Source organism: Pseudomonas sp. GB2N2 (assembly GCF_054897705.1).
In genome coordinates this window covers 1,680,224-1,701,923 of the sequence record NZ_CM142701.1, presented here as the reverse complement: position 1 = coordinate 1,701,923, position 21,700 = coordinate 1,680,224, and the positions used below count along the sequence as shown (strand labels likewise).

Here is a 21,700-nt window from a genome sequence, read left to right as displayed (position 1 = left end):
CTCAAGCCTCCTGCCGTTGACGCGCAAGTGTCAGGTGCGGACGGAGCAGGGAGCCCAAATGGTACAGCGCCAGCAAGGCGATCGCTGCGCCCAGCGGCCACCCGAACAGGTCCTTTTTCGGCCGGTGGCTGAGGGTTTTCACCTGGTGCGGGGTCAGCTTGTCGAGGGTGCTGTAGACCTGATCCAGCGCGTTGCGGTCCTCGGCGCGGAAGAACTTGCCACCCGTAGCGTCAGCGATCTGCTGCAAGCCTTGCAGATTGACTTTTGCTTCTCCCGCGGCGGTCGGGTCACCAATGCCGATGGTATGAATCACCACGCCTTTGGCGGCGGCCATCGATGCGGCGTGAGCCGGGGTGATGGCGCTGCTGGTGTCGTTGCCATCGGTGAGCAGGATCAGGACTTTTTCCGGCTCGTGGGCCTGATCCAGCATCTTCAGGCTCAGACCGATGGCATCGCCAATCGCGGTGTTCGGCCCGGCCATGCCGATGCCGGTGTCGTCCAGCAGCAGCGACAGACTGGCGTGATCAAGGGTCAGCGGCGCCTGCGGGTAGGCGCCGCTGCCGAACACGATCAGGCCCAGACGATCATCCTTGCGCTTGTCGATAAAGCCGTGGACCACGGCTTTGACAGCGGCCAGACGGTTGATTTCCTGCCCATTGGCATCGGTGAAGTCAGGGGTTTCCATCGATTGGGAAATGTCGATGGCCAGCATCAGGTCGCGCACTGGTTGCTGGCGTTCGATGGGTTTTTCCACGTAGACCGGGCGCGCCGCCGCCAGTAGCACCAGCGCCCAGACCAGCAGGTTGAGCGCCAGTTGCCAGCGGTTGTTGCGCGTGCCCGCCGCGCTGGGGGCCTGCCCGACGGCGCGGCTCATGGCGGCAAAAAACGGCACTCGTACGGCGCTGCGGGCTTCGCGATAATCCGGCAGGTAGCGATAACCCAACCAAGGCAACGGCAGCAGCAATAACAGCCAGGGGTAATCAAGCTGCCACATGATGATGCTCCACCCAGTGTTTGCAGGTGTCGAACAGCTGCTGGCGCTGATCAGTCGGCAACGCCAGCAAAGTGGCGTCGGGGGCGTAGGCCAGTTGCGCGAGTTGCTGGCTGAAATCCGCCGGCAACGGTTGCTTGCTGTGTTGTTGCAAAAAGACCTGCCAGTCCCCACCCCCGAGCGCACCGGGATCCTGTGGGAGCTGGCTTGCCAGCGATGGCTTCCTCAAGGGCAGTGCAAATCTCAGGGGACCCATCGCGGGCAAGCCAGCTCCCACAGGGGGGGCGTTCCAATTCGAAGGCATCGACAGGGCTACGCGTTTCAGCAACTCCGGGAGTTCGCGAAGGGCGCTGAGCTGATCATCACTGCTTTGCAACTCACCCAACCGCACCAACGCCTCCCGCCGATAACGATCCCGACGCCATTGCCAAGCCCGCCGCGCCGCGACCAGCACCACCGCGCCAATCAACACCGCCAACAGCACCCACCAACCCCAGGTCTGCGGCGCATAACTCACCGGTGCGGGCAGGGCGATTTCCTTGAGTTGTTCAATGCTCGGGATGTGCGCGTTCATCGCGCGCCCCGACCCAGTTCGCTTCGCAGTTGTTCATGGGCTTGAGTCGCGGTGCTGAACATCATCAGCGGCACCTGACTGCGGCGCAGCAGCGTGGCGACGTCCTTGAGCCGCCCGCCGAGAAAATCCCCCAGCGGCTGGTGAACGCTGCGTTGTTCCACCGCCAGTTCCACTTGCAACTGGCCCTGGGTGATCAGCAAGCGGCCGTTTTTCGGCAGGTTCAGCGCCAATGGGTCATACACCTGCATGGCGATCACATCGTTGTGCGCCGCCAATTGCCGCATCAGTTGCAGGGTGCGTTCACCGGCGCCGGCAAAGTCGCTGACGATGCAGATCAGGTGATCGTGACCGGCCACCGCGAAGCAATGCTGCAGAACTTTGTCGAGCTGGTCTTCGCCCTCGACGTCCGGGTTGGCCGCGTTCAATGCCTGATTCTGCTGGACGATGCCATTGCACAGCGCTTCGATCCGTTTGCGGCTACGCAGCGGGGCAATTGCATCGATGCGTGAATCGTTGAACACCAGGCCACCGACCCGGTCACCCGCGTTGAACACCATCCACGCCGCCAATGCGCCGAGTTCGGCGGCGAAGGCGGATTTGAAACTGCGTTGCGAGCCGAAGAACATCGACATGCGCTGATCCACCAGGATCAAGGCCGGGCGGTCGCGCTCTTCGGTAAAGGTCCGAACCACCGGTTTGCCGGTGCGCAGCGAGGCGCGCCAGTCGAGGTGACGCAAATCATCACCCGGTTGATAGCGGCGCAGTTCATCGAAATTCAGCCCACGGCCGCGCAGACGCGATGCGTGGTTGCCGGCGAGAATGCTGCCCTGCGGCTGGCGCGCGAGAAAACTCAGGTCGCGGGCCTTGAACTCCAGCGCCATCAACTGCGCGAGAGAGACATAGACCAGCCCGTCGCCACTTTCCATTTTCAACCTCAGGCCGGAATAGCGACTTTATCGAGCAGGCGATCCAGCACCTGATCCGCCGTCACACCGTCCGCCACCGCGTCATAACTCAACTGCAAACGATGGCGCAGCACCGGATGCACCACCGCGCGCACGTTGTCCGGCGAGACAAAATCCTGCCCTTGCAACCAGGCATCCGCCCGAGCGCAGCGGTCCAGGCCGATGCCGCCACGGGGGCTGGCGCCGATGGCGATCCAGCGGCCCAGGTCGGCGTCGTAATCAACCGGATGGCGGGTGGCGTTGATCAGGTCGATCAGATAACGGTCGATAGCGGGGGAGACGTGGATCGCGCTGACTTCCCGGCGTGCGGCGAAGATGACTTCCTGCGACAGCGCAAAACCTTGCACCGTCGCAGTCTTGGCGCCCGCCGCAACCTCTTCCTGGCGCAACAGACGCAGCACCTGGCTTTCGTTTTCTGCGCTCGGATAATCGAGCAGCACCTTCATCAGGAACCGGTCCATCTGCGCTTCCGGCAGCGGATAAGTGCCTTCCTGTTCGATCGGGTTCTGCGTCGCCACCACAATGAACAGCTCCGGCAACACATGGCTGTTGCCGGCCACGGTGATCTGCCGTTCTTCCATTGCTTCAAGCAGCGCGGCCTGGACCTTGGCCGGGGCGCGGTTGATTTCATCCGCCAGAATCAGGTTGCCGAACAGCGGGCCGGGCTGGAACTGGATCTCGTTCCTGCCATCAATCTGGTGCAGCACTTCAGCGCCGGTGATGTCCGACGGCAGCAAGTCGGGGGTGAACTGGATGCGGCTCATCTTGGCGTCCAGGTGCTTGGCCAGCGCCTTCACCGTGCGAGTCTTCGCCAGTCCCGGAAGGCTTTCCAACAGCAAATGACCGTTGGCCAACAGGCCGAGCAGAATCTGCCGAATAACTTGATCCTGGCCGAGCACCGCTTCGGCGATGCTGGCTTGCAGGGCGTTGAGATCATTGAGTGCGGTCATAAACGCTCCTGACTCAGAACATGAACGTCGGAATGACGGGAATGAACGACAAGCGGAAATTCCAGCGACTGCTGATGAGATCTTCGGGGTGGATCGCCGAATACTGGATCTCACCGGAAATGCGCACCGGCAGCTTGCCGAAATTGAAGATCCGCCCGGCACCGAGGCCGATGGGGAAGGTCACCTTGTTGCCGCCTTCTGCCTTCCAGTTGACCGTGACGTTGGGCGTCATGCCGACCCGCCACTGTTCGGGGCCGGGAATGTTGCGCTGGATGAAGTACTGCACGTTGGTCAGGCTGACATCCTTGCGCTTGCTGTCGCCGCCCACTGACCACCAGTGTTGCGGGAACACGCCGAGGGTCCAGTCTTCGCCCAGGTAAGCGGCCACGAACGCCGGCCCGAGGGAATACTTGCCGGTGCCGAGCACGTCTTCTTCGGCGGTGGGAAACATCGCCGTCGGGCCGAAGCCCCAGACCATCTTGCCGCCCCCGGCGAAGCGGATCGGCTCCTTGGGCGAGAACACGCCGACGTAAGCCAGGTCGCCGAAACCGCTGGTGCGGTCGAACGGGTCCTGCACCACCGACGCAAAGTCGCCGCGGTCGTGGAGCAATTCATTGGGGCCCATGCCGATCAGGTTGCCGGCCTTGTGGTTGACCGGTGCACTGACGTAGCTGATGGGCAGCCGGTTGATCAGGTTCCAGTCTTCGCCAATGGAAATCGGAAAAGTCGGCATGAAGCTGTACTTGCCAAGCATGCGCGTACCGTTGCTGCGCGGACCTTTGAGCGCGGTGTAGTCGAACTGGTTGAACAGCAGCACCAGATTACCCACTGGGTTGTCCATCAATTTGGCGATCTGTTCCGTGGATGGCTCGCAGCCGGCAGCGACGACCTTTTTCAGGTCAATGTCAAAGTCCTGTTGCAGCCGACGACAGGTCTCGGGGTCACCCTTGGCGGCGGGTGGCGCCGGCGCGGTGCCGAGGGTCGGCAGGTCAGCGGCACAGGCGAAGCCGCTGAACAAAATGCTGCATACCGCCAGTCTGGAATTCATGGCCATCCCTGGTCACTCCTAGAAAAACGCCAACGTCAGGTTGATGCTGAAACCATTGCCTTCAGGACGGTTTTTGGTGTCGAACTCCGGTATCCAGCGGGCATTGATGTTGGCCTGGGCGTCGGCGAACTTGCCTTGCCAGCCCACTGTCGGCCCGGCACCCACCGAACGCCCGCGAAAACCAGTGTTGGCGCCTGACCCGGTATCGTCGGTGAGCTGCTGGATGTAACCCGCCGCCACGCCGGCGTTCCAGCCGCCGCCGAAGCCGTGGGTCCACAGTGCGTCGAGGGTGAAGAGGTCGCCGTTCTTGTAATCCGTGGCGTTGTTTTCGGTGTAGAACTCCACACCACCGGACACCGTGAACTCGCCACCCTTGCCGTCGAGATGGGTGAAGGCCACCGTGGGCATGAAGGTGTAATTGTTCTGCCCGGCGTTAGCCAGGCGATCGTCGTTGTAGGCGCCGGTCGGCAGGTAGATCGGCAGCGAGAACGAGATGTGGTTGACCTCGTCGAAGTGGTAACCGGCGGCGATCGGCGTCACCAGTATGTCGGCGAACTGGGTGCCGGTGTCTTCAGTGCCCAGCGTCCTGCCACGCGGGCCGGTGATGCTTGCCGTAACGTCGGTGTATTGCACTGGCACCCCGATGGCCGACGCGTAGTTCCAGCGGCCCTTGCCGGTATCCCAGACATGAGTGAAGTTGGCCATGGTGTAGGAAACTTTCAAGTCCAGGCCGGTACTCAAGGCGCCAACGATGGGCACCTGTGCGCTGCCTTTGAGCTCGCCGTCGTACCAGAAGCTGGTCAGCGACATTACCCAGCCGGGTTCCGGCGGCACGATCCCGGCATTGGAAAATACCTGCAGGCCGGTCATCGGCCGGCCACCACCGCCTTCGGACGCCAACACCAGCGGACTGCTGCCGACCATGCACAGGGCCAATAAAGGACGTACGACAAAAGACTTGACCATGGCTGACTCCGTTTACGATTTTGGTTGATCGACTGGCGTCAACGACGGCATTTTCCATTCGCCGTTGGTAACTTCCGGTTTCGGCAGGTACAACCGTAATATCCCGTAAAATGGCCCGTTCGGCGCGGGTAGCCAATTGCTTTGCAACGATTTGGCCGGCGCCTTGTTCTGCAGATAGAGGGTCAGGCCACCGTCGGCATCCCGCTTGAGATCGGGCAGCATCCGCGAGTTGATCAGGTAGCGATTCAGCGAGTTGGCCACCAGCAATTTGCTCTTGCCGTCGTACATCGTCAGCGACCAGAACGCGTCGGCCGGGGGCAGGGCGCCCTTGTCGAAATGCAGGGTGTAATTGCGCTTAGAGGCATCGACCGGCTGACCGTCCTTGTCGACGAAGTAGCCGATGTAATTCGCCTCTTCCGCCGAGTTGCCGAAGATGCCCATGTTGGCGCCGGCGTAGCGGTACAGGTAATTGCCATTGATGTGATCACGGGTGCCGAAAAAATCACCGCTGGTGACCTGATGGGTGTCGACTTTGGTTTTCTTGAACTCGGCGAATTCGGCTTTGGCATCGGCAATCCCGTCCTCCAGGGCTTTGCGCTGGCTGGCCGTCAGTTCGTTGGGTTTGAACGGCTTGCCGGCGACGATGCCGATTTTCGCAAAGCGCCCGAGCAGGGCTTTCTCCGCGTCCTGGGGCGGGGCGAACGACAGCATGAAGTTCAGGTAGCGGAACAGGTCCGGGGTTTCGCTCATGGTCGGCGTCGGTTTCGGCCAGTCGATTTTCGGCGCGGCCGGCGGGGCTTTTTGTTTGACGTACTGGCTGAGCGGCTCGACCTTGTAACCTTTCTGAATCTCCTTGACCTTGCTCAGGTCCTTTTCATCGAACAGCTGCGTGCGATACAGCGCGTAGGCGATATTGGTTTCACTGCGCAGCAGTCGGTCGATCTCCACCGGTTGCTGACCTTGCCAGTCTGGCCCGGCAATCATGAAATGCCCGCCGTTGTTACCGGTGCTGCGGGTGCCCAGGTAGGCGAAGTTCTGCGTGTAGGCGTCGATCAGTTGCACCGAGTAGTAGCGGTGCTCGTCGATGGGCGGCAAGGTCAGCACCACCGGTTCGGCGCGCAAATCCATCCAGACGAAGGAGTAGGGCGTGTCGGCGTTGGGTGTGACGAACGCGGTGTCCTTGGCGGTAAACGCCCTGGCGGTGTTGCCGATCTGGTTCAACGGTGCCTTGAAATTCGGGCTCTTTTTATCGATGGCCTGGGTGTAGAGGGTTTTGTACATCTCTACCACCGGGAAGCCATACAAATAGGCTTCCTTGGCGATGGCCCGGGCTTCTTCCGAGCTTGCAGTGAAACTGGTCTTGCTGGTCGCGATAACGTCCTGGGCAGCGCCCACCCCACAACTGACAAACATGCTCATCAAACTGAAACCGGCTGCGCGAAGTGCACCGTGCATAGGGGAATCCTTATTTACCGAAAGTGACGTTGATACCGGCGAACAGCGTGAATTGTGGCGAGCCATCACCCTTGTGCTCGACCGTCCACTGCGGCTCGATAAAGGCATTGAGGATATTGGACCCGGATTTCCAGACCTTGCCGCCACCCAAACCGAGCGGGATGTAATGGGTGTCGTTCTTCAAGTCGAAGGTCCAGGTCGCGGTGGAGCGCAGGTACCAGCCGGCGTCCAGGTTGTGAATGACGAAAGGCTGCAGGGTGGCGGATTCGACATGCTGCCGGTCGCTGTCGCCGGCGAAGGAGCTCTGGTATTGCACCAGTGCACCTAGCAATCCACGGGGCGATGAATCAATCGCGATGGCGGCCAGCCCCGCTTGCCATTTGCCGGTACCGAGCTCGTCTATGGCGGCGGTAGGCGCGGTAATTTGCGGACCAATGCCCAACTGCACGCCATCAGTCTTGAGCAAGAAAATATCGAACAGGTTCAAATCCCCGACACCCGTGCTGTAACCGCCGTGCGGGTCGGGCCGCGTACTGATCGGTGCGGTGACGCGCAGCAATTGGGGAACGCCGATGAAGTCGTTAGGCGCGACCGGCAGCGTGCCGCGCAGCAGCACATCGTTGGAATGGATGTTGGAGTGGTCGTATTTCGGGGTGTAGTAATCCTGCAGGTTCATTCCAGGCGCAAGATTCAGCGGGTTGTTGCTTTTGTTGGCTGTGTCGCTGTTGTCGGCGTACACGCAAAAAGCGGACGTCACTGACGCCGCCAACAAAAGGGCGTTCGCTCCTGAAAGTTTCAACATGATTCCCCGGTTCCTTGGTGGCTCATTGGTCAACTCGGCACTTGGCGGCCGTTACTGCGTAATCTCTTTCCTATCAAGCCTGTAGGACCCGTCTGAGGACGGTAGCAGATGGCGCCGGGTTCGCCAGTCGAAGGGATTAATTCGTTCGTTTATAGCCATAGCGCCTATCGCAGCCGCGTCTTACAGTGCTGATATAGGTCCCGTGCGGTACATATGTGCCGCACTGTGCCATTCCCCCATCGACATGCTTGCCCTACAGACAAGGAGAAACTGTATGGCACAAAACACATTGAACGATGGATCGTCAGGTTTAAAGACATCCCGGTTGGCGTTGATTGGCGCATTCAGGATTGCATCGTTTGTGTGCCAGGCATGGAGCCGATCTATTTATCCTTTCACGTCGAACCGATGGGCACAGGTATTGTCACCGGGAAGGGGCAACCCGCAACGGCAGACTGGTGGAAACCGGCCACTCAATCTGTGGGAGCCGCGATCCGGACACAGATCGGTGATCAGTTTCGAGGTCGTCAATTCACATCGTTCGACAGCTTCGATACCTCTCTGTGGCAAACGCTCGGAGAAGATCCGGGGCTTGCGACCTCATTTAATGAGTTGAATAAAAAACGCATCGAACAAGGCTTCGCGCCTTATGCGCCCAAAGACTCTTGGATCGGTGGAAGCCGCGAATTTGAACTGCGCTATCAGGAGCGACCGGAGTTCTGGGCTGACGTTTTCAATCTCGATAAGATCAGCATAAAAACGCCGAACAGTGCCGGAGGATGGCTGGGGGTTGTACCTGCTGTTGTACCGTGGCCGATTCCGCCCGCCAGTAGCTGGAAACCATTGGTACCACCGGGCAGTGAACACCTCGGGTCGACGACATCGCCAACCACGTCTACGAATCCCTTGGTTTATCCCGGCACCCCGGCCATCCCTGTCCTGCCGCCGAACGAGACGTTTCCGGCTGTTGACGAAGGGGAGGTTGGCGCGAGTATTCCTGGGTTTCCAGGGGATATGGAACTGCCCTAGACGGAAGCGTTGTTTCGTGATCGACGGGATGATCCCGGTGTCGCAACGGGGTTGGGGCAGGTGGTTTCGGGGCGGTGGCCAGGAGAAGCTGGGAGAGGGGTGGGGGCGCTTGTTCCAGCGCAAATTGCTAATCGATTAGGAGCGCGAGAGTTTAGAAATTTTCATGAATTCAGGCGTGAGTTCTGGAAGGCAATTGAGGCTGATCCGGAGCTCAGATCCCGATTTACTCCTATCGATTTGCATTTGATGAAGACAGGCAAGGCTCCTTATGCTCCCGCGGATGACAGGAACGGTGGTCGTAAAAAGTATGAGATTCATCATCTCGAAGAAGTCGCTCAAGGAGGAGCGGTATACGACATGGATAATTTGGTCGTCTTGACAGCGAGACGCCATATTGATCTACATAGGAAAGGGGAATAATCATGATTATGAAAAATAGATATGAAGACTATACAGAAGAAGAGTTTTTGCAGTTTTTGAAAAGTTTATACGAAGAGAGAGATGACCTGGCTCCGGACGAGTTTGAAGACTTCATCGATAGAGGAGTGACGCATTTTGAGTGGGTGACAGAGCATCCTGACCGTTCTGACGTAATTTTTTTTCCCAGGGAAGGCTGCGAGAGTACCCCGGAAGATGTGCTAAGAGTTGTCAAAGAGTGGCGTATGGCCAATAACAAGCCCGGCTTCAAACAGGAATAACCCGTTCCTTTGAAGGTTTAACGGCATTTGCTCACTATTGAGCAGGTGCCATGAGAATCGACTATTGGCGGACCTAAAGGAGAAACCAAAGATGGAACTTAAACCAACACTCATGGATTACACCGCTTCGGAATTCGAAGAACTGGTCAACAGGATTTGGGCCGTTGATCTACCGAGGCAGGATCATAATCAATTGATCAATCATTTCGATCAGATTGTCGGTCACCCAAAGGGTGCGGACCTGCTGTTCACCGCAGACGAGGCCGGCATGGCAGATGAAGCGGAAACTGTTGTGTTCCGTGTCAGGGACTGGCATCGCATGCAAGGCCGTATCGCATTCAAGGACGAGACTGGTTTCATACCGTCACCCTACGTGCGGATAACTCCTGTCCAGCGCAGCTTGGCCGAGGTACAGAAGATAGCGGCGGACGTGGCCATTTTGGATCAGTTCGTGGATCAGGCACTCAGTGCTTTCGAGCAGAATTTACGCCACCTGCGATCACTGGAGAGTGTCGCGCTTGATATTTCCGAACAGGAAAAGAACATTCGTGGATTGGAAGCAACTCAGCAGGATTCGTACACAAATACCAGAAAGTTCGCATTCTTGAAGATGCGCATTGAGTTCGCCAGAGACAGCGTTCAGCGCGAACTGAAATATGCAGGGCCCGAGCAAGGGCAGTGGCAGAGCATCGCGCAGCAGATCAATGCAACCTACGATCGCTATATCGCCCGACTGACCGCGATTAATCTGCACCATCGAGCCCTGCACGATGAGGCCGAGACATTGTTAGTGGCCGCGCAGAAGATTCTCATTGGTTCACGTACTTTGGCAGGCGTCAGTCCGGCCCGGACTGCTCGCCAAGTCCATGCATCGCTGGTTACCGCTAACAAACGACCGGATCTACTGCTCGAGGATGAGCTACCCGCACTGCAGTTTTCACACCAGGTCAGTTTGCAAAGCGCTATTCGATCGACAATTGCCGAATTTACCTGGCGGAACACTTCGGTCCAGCCTGCGGTTGAAAACCATCAGGCAGCCATCGTGCAGTTTGAATTTACCAGTCGCGCAGATGCTAAAGTTTTCGGTCTCAGTGTCCCTTTGTCTGAACTTCTGCCAATTGAGGGGCAAAACTGGCTGTCATTGGCCGCTGACCGCTCCGAGGTCGACATTCCTTTCAGGATGGGCTCGTCAGTAGCGCCCCTTCAGTCCGGAAAAATTTTCAGGGGTTTACGCGAGGTCACGTCGTTAGAGCAGGTCCACATTGCAGCGTCGCGGCGCAATGTTTCCGGAGCAGGGGTGCGGGTTAGAGGGGCTCAAAGAACTGAGGAACCGAATTCATTCAGTTTCACTGCTGACGGCAGCGCACCGATCAGTGTCCGATGGTCTGCACCGGTCGCTCACGAGACGCATATTGCAGTAACTCCGGCACCAACGCGGCGGATTGGTGTTGTTTATTCTTCGCCAGTGCCCACTCTTGATCTGATAACCGGTGACGTCGAGGACATGCCCATTGACGACTACATCGTGGTATTCCCTAGCGAGGCTGGTATTGATCCGTTGTACGTCGTCTTCGGAAGCCGGGATGAGTAATCGAATCAGCGGCTGAGCACTGCGCGCTCGATCACGTCCGTTCTAGGAACGAGGCTATTCAGGACGTGATCGGGGCGCTTCGTGTTATTTCAGGTTGTCACTACTCAGCCCTTCTTCCCCTGCCCAAACGCCCGCTCTTCCTGCTCGCGCAACTCCGGCGTGAACTCATCACCGAAATCGTCCAACTCGAACACCTGGCGTATTTCAATCTCGGCTTCAACGCCAGGCATCGGCTTGGGACAACGTTTGACCCACTCGATGGCCTCTTCTTTAGACTTCACTTGCCAGAGCCAGAACCCGGCAATCAGTTCCTTGGTTTCGGCGAACGGGCCGTCGATCACCGTGCGTTGGTCGCCCGAGAAGCGCACGCGGGCGCCTTTGCTGCTCGGGTGCAGGCCTTCGCCGGCGAGCAAAATGCCGGCCTTGGCCAGTTCCTCGTTGTAATTGCCCATCGCGGTCAGCAGTTCTTCGCTGGGCATTACGCCGGCCTCGGAATCCGCGCTGGCTTTGATAATGATCATGAAACGCATGGGGTTGTCTCCAAGGGTTGTGAGTGACTCACAGCATGGTCGAATGGTGGCGGCCCGAATCGACAGGACATTGGATAAATAGTAGCTGTACGCAGACCTGTGGGAGCGAGCCTGCTCGCGAAGCGGTGTGTCATTCAACTTCAATGTCGGCTGACACAGCGCTTTCGCGAGCGGGCTCGCTCCCACAAGGTGCTGCGGGAATCCAGGTCGGCGGCGAGTTATCACGATTTGTATCGGGGGTAGGTCACCGGCCCGTTTCGTGGTTAACTTCGGCCTCTCCAGAATTCTCCACACCAACGTTCAGAAGGACTCCGTTCATGGCTCAAGTCACTCTTAAAGGCAACCCGGTTCAAGTCAACGGCCAACTGCCACAAGCCGGTTCCAAGGCGCCAGCCTTTTCCCTGGTTGCCGGCAATCTGTCCGACGTGACCCTGGCGAACTTCGCCGGCAAACGCAAAGTGCTGAACATCTTCCCAAGCGTCGACACCCCGACCTGCGCCACCTCGGTGCGCAAGTTCAACGCCCAGGCCAATGATGTCGCCAACACCGTCGTGCTGTGCATCTCTGCCGACCTGCCGTTCGCACAAGCCCGCTTCTGCGGCGCCGAAGGCCTGGAAAACGTACAGAACCTGTCGACCCTGCGCGGTGCCGAGTTCATCGAAAATTACGGCGTGGCCATTGCCGACGGTCCGCTCAAGGGCCTGACTGCTCGTGCCGTCGTTGTTCTGGACGAAAACGACAACGTTTTGCACAGCGAATTGGTCAGCGAAATCGGTCAAGAGCCGAACTACGAAGCTGCACTCGCCGTTTTGAAGTAAGTCGTCTTTACAATTGTTAACGGCCTGGCCCTGTCCAGGCCGTTTTCATTTCTGGTTCAGTGTCTTAGAGAAATCTCCTGTTACGTAAGCCGAAGGTAAATTGCCGGTAAAGGCGCTTTGCTAATTGCCCGCCAGTGCTTATCGTTCAGCCTCCCGTCGAAGAAGCCCACGCGCCCAATGGTTGATCATTCAATGCAATCCTCCGCTTCCCGTAGTCCACGTCGCTGGCTGTTCGGCCTGCTTGTCCTGCTGGTCATCGCTGGCCTGTGCTGGAAATTCTGGCCCGGCAATGCTGCGCCGAAACAAGGCGCGGGGCAAAAAGCCGTGGCCGGGCACACCGGCAAGTCAGGGGGAATGCGTCCAGGTTTCGGCGGCGCGACCGGGCCGATTCCAGTGCGGGTGGCGCCGGCGGTCAAGGGTGACTTCCCGCTGTACTACAAGGCGCTGGGCACCGTGACGGCGCTGAACACCATCAATGTGCGCAGCCGGGTCGGCGGCGAACTGATCAAGGTGTCGTTTGAAGAGGGGCAGATGGTCAAGGCCGGCGATTTGCTGGCTGAAATCGATCCGCGTCCCTACCAGAACGCCTTGCTGCAAGCCGAAGGCACCTTGCTGCAGAATCAGGCGCAGTTGAAAAATGCTCAGGTCGACGTCGAGCGTTATCGCGGTCTGTTCCGCGAAGACAGCATCGCCAAGCAGACCCTGGACACGGCCGAAGCATTGGTGGGCCAGTATCAGGGCACGGTCAAGACCAATCAGGCGGCGGTCAACGACGCCAAGCTCAACCTCGAATTCACCCGCATCCGCGCGCCGATTGCCGGCCGTGTCGGCCTGCGCCAGCTCGACGTCGGCAACCTGGTTGCCGCCAACGACACCACCGCGCTGGCAATCATCACTCAGACCCAGCCGATCAGCGTTGCCTTCACCTTGCCGGAAAACAGCCTCGAGGTGGTCCTGGCCCGTTATCGTACCGGGGCGAAACTGCCCGCCGAAGCCTGGGACCGTGGCGACACGAAAATCCAGGCCACCGGCTTGCTGCAGAGCCTCGACAACCAGATCGACATCACCACCGGCACCCTGAAATTCAAGGCGCGCTACGAAAACCGCGATCAGTCATTGTTTCCCAATCAGTTCGTCAACGTCCACCTGCTGGCCGACACGCTCAAAGACGTGGTCCTCGCACCGTCGGCAGCCATCCAATTCGGCAACAGCGGCACGTTTGTCTATGCCATGGATGGCGACAAGAAAGTCGCCATCCGTCAGTTGAAAGTCGGCGCCAGCGACGGCGAAAACACCGTGATCACTGCAGGCTTGGCGGCGGGTGATCGTGTCGTCCTCGAAGGCACCGACCGCCTGAAGGAAGGCAGCGAAGTGGAAGTGGTCAACGACACCAAGGACGTACCGACCACCCCGACCGAACACCTGCAAGGCAAGTCGGCCGCCTCGGCGCCTGACGCGGCCGCTACCGACAAGGCGAAAAAGGGCGGCGCATGAACATCTCGCGGCTGTTCATCCTTCGCCCGGTCGCCACGACCCTCAGCATGCTGGCCATCGTCCTGGCCGGCATGATTGCCTATCGGCTGCTGCCGGTGTCGGCGTTGCCTCAAGTCGACTACCCGACCATTCGGGTGATGACGCTGTATCCCGGCGCCAGCCCGGACGTCATGACCAGCGCCGTGACGGCGCCGCTGGAGCGTCAGTTCGGGCAAATGCCCGGGCTGACCCAGATGGCCTCCACCAGTTCCGGCGGTGCCTCGGTGCTGACCCTGCGTTTCAGCCTCGACATCAACATGGACGTCGCCGAGCAGCAAGTGCAAGCGGCGATCAATGCCGCGACCAACTTGCTGCCCAAGGATTTGCCGGCGCCACCGGTGTACAACAAGGTCAACCCGGCGGATACCCCGGTGCTGACCTTGGCGATTACCTCCAAAACCATGCTGCTGCCCAAACTCAACGACCTCGTCGACACGCGCATGGCGCAGAAAATCGCCCAGATCAGTGGCGTCGGCATGGTCAGTATCGCGGGCGGCCAGCGTCAGGCGGTGCGGATCAAGGTCAATCCCGAAGCCCTCGCGGCCAACGGTTTGAACCTGTCAGACGTGCGTACATTGATCGGCGCGTCCAACGTCAACCAACCCAAGGGTAACTTTGATGGTCCGACCCGGGTGTCGATGCTCGATGCCAACGATCAGCTTACGTCACCGAAAGATTACGCCAACCTGATCCTGGCCTACGCCAACGGTGCGCCGTTGCGGCTTAAGGATGTGGCGGAAATCGTCGACGGTGCCGAGAACGAACGCCTTGCAGCGTGGGCCAATGAAAACCAGGCGGTGTTGCTCAATATCCAGCGTCAACCTGGTGCCAACGTTATCGAAGTGGTTGACCGGATCAAGGCGCTGCTGCCGAGCATCACCGACAACCTGCCGGCCGGTCTGGACGTCACGGTGCTGACCGACCGCACCCAGACCATTCGCGCGTCGGTGACCGACGTGCAGCACGAATTGCTGATCGCCATTGCACTGGTGGTGATGGTCACGTTCCTGTTCCTGCGGCGTTTCAGTGCCACGATCATTCCGTCGGTGGCCGTGCCGCTGTCGCTGATCGGCACCTTCGGCGTGATGTACCTCGCCGGTTTCTCGGTGAATAACCTGACGCTGATGGCACTGACCATCGCCACTGGTTTTGTGGTCGACGATGCAATCGTCATGCTCGAGAACATTTCCCGGTTCATTGAGGAGGGCGACAGCCCGTTGAATGCGGCGCTCAAGGGCGCCAAACAAATCGGCTTCACCCTGATTTCCCTGACGCTGTCGCTGATCGCGGTGCTGATTCCGCTGCTGTTCATGGCCGACGTGGTCGGCCGGCTCTTCCGCGAGTTCGCGATCACCCTGGCGGTAGCGATCCTGATATCGCTGGTGGTGTCCCTGACCCTGACGCCGATGATGTGCGCACGGTTGCTCAAGCGTGAACCCAAGAAAGAAGAGCAGGGCCGTTTTTACAAGGCCAGTGGCGCAGCAATTGATTGGATGATAGCGGCTTACGGTCGAAAGTTAACGTGGGTTCTCAAGCATCAGCCGCTGACGTTGATGGTGGCCATCGGCACCCTGGCATTGACTGTTTTCCTTTACATGGTGGTGCCCAAAGGGTTCTTTCCGGTGCAGGACACCGGGGTGATTCAGGGCATTTCCGAGGCGCCACAGTCGATTTCCTTTGCGGCGATGAGCGAACGGCAGCAGGAACTGGCCAAGGTGATTCTCGCGGACCCGGCGGTCGAGAGCCTGTCATCCTACATCGGTGTCGACGGTGACAACTCGACATTGAACAGCGGTCGCCTGCTGATCAACCTCAAATCCCACGGCAACCGCGATTTGAGCGCAATCGAGGTGATTGCCCGTCTGCAACCGGAACTGAACAAATTGGTGGGCATTCGCCTGTTCATGCAACCGGTGCAGGACCTGACCATCGAGGATCGCGTCAGCCGCACGCAATATCAATTCAGCATGTCATCGCCGGATTCCGAATTGCTCAACCTGTGGAGCGGCCGACTGGTCGAAGCGCTGGCGCAGCAGCCGGAGTTGACCGATGTTGCCAGCGACTTGCAGGACAAAGGCTTGCAGGTCTACCTGGTGATCGACCGCGACGCCGCCTCGCGGGTCGGAGTGTCGGTGTCGAACATCACCGACGCGTTGTATGACGCCTTCGGTCAACGGCAGATTTCCACCATCTACACCCAGGCCAGCCAGTACCGTGTGGTGCTTCAAGCGCAGTCCGGCGAGAAAATCGGCCCGGATGCGTTGAACCAGATTCACGTCAAGACCACCGATGGCGGGCAAGTGCGTCTGTCCAGCCTGGCGCACATCGAAGAGCGTCAGGCGCAACTGGCGATCACCCACATCGGCCAGTTCCCGGCAGTGATGATGTCGTTCAACCTGGCGCCCGGTGTGGCGTTAGGGCACGCGGTGGAAATCATCGAACAGGTGCAGAAGGACATCGGCATGCCGATTGGCGTGCAGACCCAGTTCCAGGGCGCGGCCGAAGCGTTCCAGGCGTCGTTGTCGAGCACCTTGCTGCTGATCCTCGCCGCGGTGGTCACCATGTACATCGTGCTTGGCGTGCTGTACGAGAGCTACATCCACCCGATCACCATTCTCTCGACCTTGCCCTCAGCGGCGGTCGGCGCCTTGCTGGCGTTGCTTCTCAGTGGCAATGACCTGGGGATGATCGCGATCATCGGCATCATCCTGCTGATCGGTATCGTGAAAAAGAACGCGATCATGATGATCGACTTCGCCCTCGACGCCGAGCGCAATCAGGGCATGGATCCGGAGACGGCGATCTATCAAGCGGCGCTCCTGCGTTTCCGGCCGATCCTGATGACCACACTGGCGGCGTTGTTCGGTGCCGTGCCGTTGATGCTGGCCACCGGTTCCGGCGCCGAGTTGCGTCAGCCGTTGGGTTTGGTGATGGTCGGTGGTTTGCTGGTCAGCCAGGTGTTGACGCTGTTTACCACGCCGGTGATTTACCTGTACTTCGATCGTTTGGGACGCCGCTTTGGCAAGTCTGACTCGGAAGAGGTGGTGGTATGACGGCGAGCATCAAGGTGCTAGCTTCAAGCCGCAAGCCAAAGCCCGCGCACATTCTGCTTTCGTCCTGCCGCTTGAAGCTTGCCGCTAGTGGTTGCCACCCATGAACCTTTCTGGCCCGTTCATAAAACGCCCCGTGGCAACCATGCTGCTCTCATTTGCCATCATGCTGCTGGGCGGCGTGAGCTTCGGCCTGCTGCCGGTGTCACCGCTGCCGCAAATGGACTTTCCAGTGATCGTGGTCCAGGCCAGCCTGCCCGGCGCGAGCCCGGAGGTCATGGCCTCGACCGTCGCCACGCCGCTAGAGCGTTCCTTCGGTGCCATCGCCGGGGTCAACACCATGAGCAGCCGTTCCAGCCAGGGCTCTACCCGGGTGATTCTGCAATTCGACCTCGACCGCGACATCAATGGCGCGGCGCGGGAAGTGCAAGCGGCGATCAACGCCTCTCGTAACCTGTTGCCCAGCGGGATGCGCAGCATGCCGACCTACAAGAAGGTCAACCCGTCCCAAGCGCCGATCATGGTGCTCTCGTTGACTTCGGACGTGCTGGAAAAGGGTCAACTCTACGATTTGGCCTCGACCATTCTGTCCCAAAGCCTGTCCCAGGTGCAGGGCGTCGGCGAAGTGCAGATCGGCGGAAGCTCGTTGCCGGCCGTGCGCATCGAACTCGAGCCGCAAGCATTGAACCAGTACGGCGTGGCGCTTGATGACGTGCGTAACACCATCGCCAACGCCAACGTGCGCCGGCCCAAGGGCTCGGTCGAAGACGGCCAGCGGTTGTGGCAGGTCCAGGCCAACGATCAACTGGAAAAAGCCAAGGATTACGAGTCGCTGATCATTCACTACGCCGACGGCGCGGCCCTGCGCCTCAAGGATGTGGCGAAAGTCAGCGACGGCGTCGAGGATCGCTACAACAGCGGTTTCTTCAACAATGATGCGGCGGTGCTGTTGGTGATCAACCGGCAGGCCGGCGCCAACATCATCGAGACGGTCAACGAGATCAAGGCCCAGTTGCCCGCACTGCAAGCCGTGCTGCCGGCCAGCGTCAAGCTGAACCTGGCCATGGACCGCTCGCCTGTGATCAAGGCAACCCTGCACGAAGCGGAAATGACCCTGCTGATCGCCGTGGCCCTGGTGATCCTGGTGGTGTTCCTGTTTCTCGGCAACTTCCGCGCCTCGTTGATCCCGACCCTCGCGGTGCCGGTGTCGCTGGTGGGCACGTTTGCGGTGATGTACCTCTACGGCTTTTCGCTGAACAACCTGTCCCTGATGGCGCTGATTCTGGCGACCGGTCTGGTGGTGGACGATGCCATCGTCGTGCTGGAGAACATTTCCCGGCATATCGACAAAGGCGTGCCACCGATGAAAGCCGCCTACCTCGGGGCCCAGGAAGTCGGCTTTACCCTGCTGTCGATGAACGTCTCGCTGGTTGCAGTGTTCCTGTCGATCCTGTTCATGGGCGGGATTATCGAAAGCCTGTTCCGTGAGTTTTCGATTACCTTGGCGGCGTCGATCGTGGTGTCGCTGGTGGTCTCGCTGACCCTGACGCCAATGCTCTGCGCCCGCTGGCTCAAGCCCCATACGCCGGGCGAAGAAAACCGCCTGCAACGCTGGAGCCAACGGGCCAACGAGTGGATGGTGGGCAAATACGCCACCAGCCTTGACTGGGTACTGCGTCACCGTCGCCTGACATTGCTCAGCTTATTTTTGACAGTTGGCGTGAACGTTGCGCTGTATGTCGTTGTTCCAAAAACATTTCTGCCACAGCAAGATACGGGTCAGCTGATCGGTTTCGTGCGTGGCGATGACGGTCTGTCGTTCAGTGTGATGCAGCCGAAAATGGAAACCTTCCGCCGCGCCGTATTGAAAGATGAAGCTGTGGAGAGCGTCGCCGGATTCATCGGTGGCACCAACGGCACCAACAACGCGTTCATGCTGGTGCGCCTGAAGCCAATCAAGCAGCGGGGCGTTCCCGCGCAAAAAGTCATCGAACGCCTGCGCAAGGAAATGCCCAAGGTTGCCGGCGCGCAATTGATGCTGATGGCCGATCAGGACCTGCAATTTGGCGGTGGCCGTGAACAGACCACCTCGCAATATTCCTACATCCTGCAAAGCGCCGACCTTGGCGAGCTGCGCCAGTGGTATCCAAAAGTCGTGACCGCGCTGAAGGCGTTACCGGAGCTGACCGCGATTGACGCCCGTGAAGGACGCGGTGCGCAGCAGGTGACCTTGATTGTCGACCGCGATCAGGCCAAGCGCCTCGGGGTCGACATGGACATGGTGACTGCCGTGTTGAACAACGCCTACAGCCAGCGGCAGATTTCGACGATCTACGACAGCCTCAACCAGTATCAGGTGGTGATGGAGGTCAATCCGAAATACGCCCAGGACCCGATTACCCTCAAGCAAGTGCAAGTGATTACGGCCGATGGCGCGCGTATTCCGCTGTCGACCATCGCCCATTATGAAAACAGCCTGGAAGACGACCGGGTCAGCCACGAAGGCCAGTTCGCGTCCGAAAGCATTGCCTTCGACATGGCCGAAGGGGTGACAGTGGAGCAGGGCACGGCGGCCATCGAACGGGCGATTGCCCGACTCGGCATGCCGGAAGACGTGATCGTGAAAATGGCCGGCACTGCGGATGCTTTCGCCGCGACTCAGAAGAGCCAGCCGTGGATGATTCTCGGCGCGCTGGTGGCGGTGTATCTGGTGCTGGGTGTGCTGTATGAAAGCTATATCCATCCGCTGACCATTCTGTCGACCTTGCCGTCGGCCGGGGTGGGCGCGTTGTTGTCGATCTACGCGCTGGGCGGCGAATTCAGCCTGATCTCGTTGCTGGGGCTGTTCCTGCTGATCGGGGTGGTGAAGAAAAACGCCATTCTGATGATCGACCTCGCGTTGCAACTTGAACGGCATCAAGGCATGGCACCGCTGGAATCGATTCGCAGCGCCTGCCTGCAACGTCTGCGTCCGATTCTGATGACCACCCTGGCCGCGATCCTCGGCGCCGTGCCATTACTGCTGAGCAGTGCCGAAGGTGCGGAAATGCGTCAGCCGCTGGGCCTGACCATCATTGGCGGGTTGATCTTCAGTCAGGTGCTGACGCTTTACACCACCCCGGTGGTTTACCTCTATCTCGACAAACTGCGCCATCGCTTCAACCATTGGCGTGGGGTGCGTACTGATGCTGCTCTGGAAACTCCGCTATGACTGACCGTTCGCTTATCAACCTGTCTGCCCCGTTGATCACGGCCCGAGGCTCGCGTTTGCTGAGCCTGTCGCTGTGTGTGGCGCTGCTCAGTGCCTGCGCCATCGGCCCGGATTATCAGCGCCCGCAAGCCGCCGCGCCCGCGCAATACAAGGAAGCGGCCGGCTGGCGTCAGGCCAATCCGAGTGATTCCCTGGCTCGTGGCGCCTGGTGGGAGTTGTACGGCGACCCTCAACTCAACGGCTTGATCGAGAAGCTCAACAGCGCCAACCAGACGGTCGCGCAGTCCGAGGCTCAATACCGTCAGGCCCAGGCCTTGGTCCGCAGTGCCCGCGGTGCGTTCTTTCCGACGGTGGACCTGACCGTTGGTAAAAACCGTTCCAGCCAGGGCACCGGCAGCAGCAGTTCGAGCCTGAGCAGTTCCTCCAGTGGTATTCGCGACACCTACACGGCGCAGGCCGGGGTCAGTTGGGAGGCGGATGTCTGGGGCAAGTTGCGCCGAGGCCTTGAGGCCGACACCGCCAACGCCGAGGCGAGTTTTGCCGATCTGGCGGCGATGCGCTTGAGCCAGCAGTCGGAGCTGGTGCAGAACTACCTGCAGTTGCGGGTGATCGATGAGCAAAAACGTTTGCTGCAAGCGACGGTCGAGGCGTATCAGCGATCCCTGAAAATGACCGAAAACCAATACCGCGCCGGTGTTTCCGGAAAGGACGCAGTGGCCCAGGCGCAGACCCAGCTCAAGAGTACCGAGGCGGATATGGTCGACCTGATCTGGCAGCGCGCCCAGTTCGAGAACGCCATCGCCGTGCTGACCGGCGTGCCGCCCGCCGAGTTCAACCTTGCGGAAACCCGAGACATTCCGGTGCTGCCCGAGGTGCCGCTGACCCTGCCTTCACAACTGCTGGAACGTCGGCCGGACATTGCGTCCGCCGAACGCTCAGTGATGGCGGCCAACGCGAATATCGGCGTGGCCAAAGCGGCTTATTACCCCGACCTGACGCTGAGCCTGAATGGCGGTTACAGCAGCAGCACGTCTTCCAACTGGTTCAGTGTGCCGAACCGCTTCTGGTCGGTCGGCCCGCAATTGGCGATGACCCTGTTTGACGGCGGTCAGCGTTCGGCCGAAGTCGACCGCAGCGAAGCGGCCTACGATGAAACCGTGGCCAAGTACCGCCAGACCGTGCTCGACGGTTTCCGCGAAGTGGAAAATTATCTGGTCCAGCTCAAGGTCCTGGAAAATGAATCCGCGGTGCGCCAGCAGGCGCTGGATGCCGCGCGTGAATCGTTGCGCCTGACCCAGAATCAATACAAGGCCGGGTTGATTGCGTACCTGGATGTCGTGGTGGTGCAAGCCACCGCGTTGAGCAATGAGCGCAACATGCTGGATTTGTTGCAAAGTCGCCTGATCGCCAGCGTGCAATTGATCGCGGCGCTGGGTGGCGGATGGGACGGGCAGGTTAGCGCTCAGCACTGACGCACCTGTTGATCGTT

At 59.5% G+C, this 21,700-nt stretch carries 18 protein-coding genes; 9 read left to right on the top strand and 9 right to left on the bottom strand.

Annotation, left to right across the window (positions count from 1 at the left end):
* Position 1: 1 nt before the first annotated feature.
* The 8 genes from ACYZT4_RS07775 to ACYZT4_RS07740 are packed head-to-tail and all read right to left on the bottom strand — an operon-like array spanning position 2 to position 7,751.
* Positions 2–994 (bottom strand): vWA domain-containing protein, encoded by a 993-nt coding sequence (locus tag ACYZT4_RS07775; protein ID WP_461986659.1) that lies wholly within the window; start codon positions 992–994, stop codon positions 2–4.
* Positions 981–1,565, bottom strand: coding sequence for a DUF4381 domain-containing protein (locus tag ACYZT4_RS07770; RefSeq protein WP_461986657.1), 585 nt, complete (start codon positions 1,563–1,565; stop codon positions 981–983). Before ACYZT4_RS07770 ends, ACYZT4_RS07775 begins: the two co-directional genes overlap by 14 nt.
* On the bottom strand, positions 1,562–2,491 hold the full coding sequence (locus tag ACYZT4_RS07765; RefSeq protein WP_461986655.1) for a DUF58 domain-containing protein: 930 nt from the start codon (positions 2,489–2,491) through the stop codon (positions 1,562–1,564). The genes ACYZT4_RS07770 and ACYZT4_RS07765 overlap by 4 nt, the downstream gene beginning before the upstream one ends.
* Positions 2,492–2,499: 8 nt before the next feature.
* On the bottom strand, positions 2,500–3,480 hold the full coding sequence (locus ACYZT4_RS07760) for an AAA family ATPase (protein WP_461986653.1): 981 nt from the start codon (positions 3,478–3,480) through the stop codon (positions 2,500–2,502).
* Positions 3,481–3,493: 13 nt separating this feature from the next.
* Positions 3,494–4,528: a hypothetical protein gene (locus ACYZT4_RS07755; protein WP_461986651.1), complete on the bottom strand. Its 1,035-nt coding sequence runs from the start codon at positions 4,526–4,528 to the stop codon at positions 3,494–3,496.
* A gap of 18 nt (positions 4,529–4,546) precedes the next feature.
* Positions 4,547–5,494: a SphA family protein gene (locus tag ACYZT4_RS07750; RefSeq protein WP_461986649.1), complete on the bottom strand. Its 948-nt coding sequence runs from the start codon at positions 5,492–5,494 to the stop codon at positions 4,547–4,549.
* Between the two features lie 12 nt (positions 5,495–5,506).
* On the bottom strand, positions 5,507–6,949 hold the full coding sequence (locus ACYZT4_RS07745; RefSeq protein WP_461986647.1) for a DUF1254 domain-containing protein: 1,443 nt from the start codon (positions 6,947–6,949) through the stop codon (positions 5,507–5,509).
* A 10-nt stretch (positions 6,950–6,959) separates the two neighbouring features.
* Complete coding sequence (locus ACYZT4_RS07740) at positions 6,960–7,751, bottom strand: hypothetical protein (protein WP_461986645.1); 792 nt, start codon at positions 7,749–7,751, stop codon at positions 6,960–6,962.
* 213 nt (positions 7,752–7,964) lie between these two features.
* Here ACYZT4_RS07740 and ACYZT4_RS07735 point away from each other — a divergent pair, with 213 nt between their 5' ends.
* The 4 genes from ACYZT4_RS07735 to ACYZT4_RS07720 all read left to right on the top strand — a co-directional run bounded on the left by ACYZT4_RS07735 (position 7,965) and on the right by ACYZT4_RS07720 (position 11,069).
* On the top strand, positions 7,965–8,780 hold the full coding sequence (locus ACYZT4_RS07735) for a hypothetical protein (RefSeq protein WP_461986643.1): 816 nt from the start codon (positions 7,965–7,967) through the stop codon (positions 8,778–8,780).
* Between the two features lie 60 nt (positions 8,781–8,840).
* Complete coding sequence (locus ACYZT4_RS07730; protein ID WP_461988596.1) at positions 8,841–9,200, top strand: hypothetical protein; 360 nt, start codon at positions 8,841–8,843, stop codon at positions 9,198–9,200.
* Positions 9,201–9,202: 2 nt separating this feature from the next.
* On the top strand, positions 9,203–9,478 hold the full coding sequence (locus tag ACYZT4_RS07725; protein ID WP_461986641.1) for a bacteriocin immunity protein: 276 nt from the start codon (positions 9,203–9,205) through the stop codon (positions 9,476–9,478).
* Between the two features lie 91 nt (positions 9,479–9,569).
* Entirely contained in the window at positions 9,570–11,069 is a 1,500-nt protein-coding gene (locus ACYZT4_RS07720; RefSeq protein ID WP_461986639.1) for a bacteriocin immunity protein, read from the top strand.
* Positions 11,070–11,173: 104 nt separating this feature from the next.
* Here ACYZT4_RS07720 and ACYZT4_RS07715 read toward each other — a convergent pair whose 3' ends face one another.
* Positions 11,174–11,599, bottom strand: coding sequence for a YciI family protein (locus ACYZT4_RS07715; RefSeq protein ID WP_461986637.1), 426 nt, complete (start codon positions 11,597–11,599; stop codon positions 11,174–11,176).
* A gap of 317 nt (positions 11,600–11,916) precedes the next feature.
* On the opposite strand from ACYZT4_RS07715, the gene tpx reads away from it, so the two are divergent.
* The 5 genes from tpx to ACYZT4_RS07690 all read left to right on the top strand — a co-directional run bounded on the left by tpx (position 11,917) and on the right by ACYZT4_RS07690 (position 21,683).
* Positions 11,917–12,417, top strand: coding sequence for a thiol peroxidase (tpx, locus tag ACYZT4_RS07710; RefSeq protein ID WP_034146655.1), 501 nt, complete (start codon positions 11,917–11,919; stop codon positions 12,415–12,417).
* A 177-nt stretch (positions 12,418–12,594) separates the two neighbouring features.
* Positions 12,595–13,911 carry an MdtA/MuxA family multidrug efflux RND transporter periplasmic adaptor subunit gene (locus ACYZT4_RS07705; RefSeq protein WP_461986635.1) on the top strand — a complete coding sequence of 439 codons (1,317 nt, stop codon included), beginning with the start codon at positions 12,595–12,597 and terminating at the stop codon, positions 13,909–13,911.
* Positions 13,908–17,003 carry an MdtB/MuxB family multidrug efflux RND transporter permease subunit gene (locus ACYZT4_RS07700; protein WP_461986633.1) on the top strand — a complete coding sequence of 1,032 codons (3,096 nt, stop codon included), beginning with the start codon at positions 13,908–13,910 and terminating at the stop codon, positions 17,001–17,003. The genes ACYZT4_RS07705 and ACYZT4_RS07700 overlap by 4 nt, the downstream gene beginning before the upstream one ends.
* A gap of 100 nt (positions 17,004–17,103) precedes the next feature.
* Positions 17,104–20,211 carry an efflux RND transporter permease subunit gene (locus ACYZT4_RS07695; RefSeq protein WP_461986631.1) on the top strand — a complete coding sequence of 1,036 codons (3,108 nt, stop codon included), beginning with the start codon at positions 17,104–17,106 and terminating at the stop codon, positions 20,209–20,211.
* The gene (locus ACYZT4_RS07690) at positions 20,208–21,683 is read left to right on the top strand and encodes an efflux transporter outer membrane subunit (RefSeq protein ID WP_461986629.1); all 1,476 of its coding nucleotides are present in this window, start codon (positions 20,208–20,210) and stop codon (positions 21,681–21,683) included. Before ACYZT4_RS07695 ends, ACYZT4_RS07690 begins: the two co-directional genes overlap by 4 nt.
* Positions 21,684–21,700 lie beyond the last annotated feature (17 nt).

What these genes read in the sequence shown, in the direction of transcription:
- ACYZT4_RS07775 (WP_461986659.1), bottom strand. Translation starts at nt 994, where the DNA reads ATGTGGCAGCTTGATTACCCCTGGCTGTTATTGCTGCTGCCGTTGCCT.
- ACYZT4_RS07770 (WP_461986657.1), bottom strand. Translation starts at nt 1,565, where the DNA reads ATGAACGCGCACATCCCGAGCATTGAACAACTCAAGGAAATCGCCCTG.
- ACYZT4_RS07765 (WP_461986655.1), bottom strand. Translation starts at nt 2,491, where the DNA reads ATGGAAAGTGGCGACGGGCTGGTCTATGTCTCTCTCGCGCAGTTGATG.
- ACYZT4_RS07760 (WP_461986653.1), bottom strand. Translation starts at nt 3,480, where the DNA reads ATGACCGCACTCAATGATCTCAACGCCCTGCAAGCCAGCATCGCCGAA.
- ACYZT4_RS07755 (WP_461986651.1), bottom strand. Translation starts at nt 4,528, where the DNA reads ATGAATTCCAGACTGGCGGTATGCAGCATTTTGTTCAGCGGCTTCGCC.
- ACYZT4_RS07750 (WP_461986649.1), bottom strand. Translation starts at nt 5,494, where the DNA reads ATGGTCAAGTCTTTTGTCGTACGTCCTTTATTGGCCCTGTGCATGGTC.
- ACYZT4_RS07745 (WP_461986647.1), bottom strand. Translation starts at nt 6,949, where the DNA reads ATGCACGGTGCACTTCGCGCAGCCGGTTTCAGTTTGATGAGCATGTTT.
- ACYZT4_RS07740 (WP_461986645.1), bottom strand. Translation starts at nt 7,751, where the DNA reads ATGTTGAAACTTTCAGGAGCGAACGCCCTTTTGTTGGCGGCGTCAGTG.
- ACYZT4_RS07735 (WP_461986643.1), top strand. Translation starts at nt 7,965, where the DNA reads ATGTGCCGCACTGTGCCATTCCCCCATCGACATGCTTGCCCTACAGAC.
- ACYZT4_RS07725 (WP_461986641.1), top strand. Translation starts at nt 9,203, where the DNA reads ATGATTATGAAAAATAGATATGAAGACTATACAGAAGAAGAGTTTTTG.
- ACYZT4_RS07720 (WP_461986639.1), top strand. Translation starts at nt 9,570, where the DNA reads ATGGAACTTAAACCAACACTCATGGATTACACCGCTTCGGAATTCGAA.
- ACYZT4_RS07715 (WP_461986637.1), bottom strand. Translation starts at nt 11,599, where the DNA reads ATGCGTTTCATGATCATTATCAAAGCCAGCGCGGATTCCGAGGCCGGC.
- tpx (WP_034146655.1), top strand. Translation starts at nt 11,917, where the DNA reads ATGGCTCAAGTCACTCTTAAAGGCAACCCGGTTCAAGTCAACGGCCAA.
- ACYZT4_RS07705 (WP_461986635.1), top strand. Translation starts at nt 12,595, where the DNA reads ATGGTTGATCATTCAATGCAATCCTCCGCTTCCCGTAGTCCACGTCGC.
- ACYZT4_RS07700 (WP_461986633.1), top strand. Translation starts at nt 13,908, where the DNA reads ATGAACATCTCGCGGCTGTTCATCCTTCGCCCGGTCGCCACGACCCTC.
- ACYZT4_RS07695 (WP_461986631.1), top strand. Translation starts at nt 17,104, where the DNA reads ATGAACCTTTCTGGCCCGTTCATAAAACGCCCCGTGGCAACCATGCTG.
- ACYZT4_RS07690 (WP_461986629.1), top strand. Translation starts at nt 20,208, where the DNA reads ATGACTGACCGTTCGCTTATCAACCTGTCTGCCCCGTTGATCACGGCC.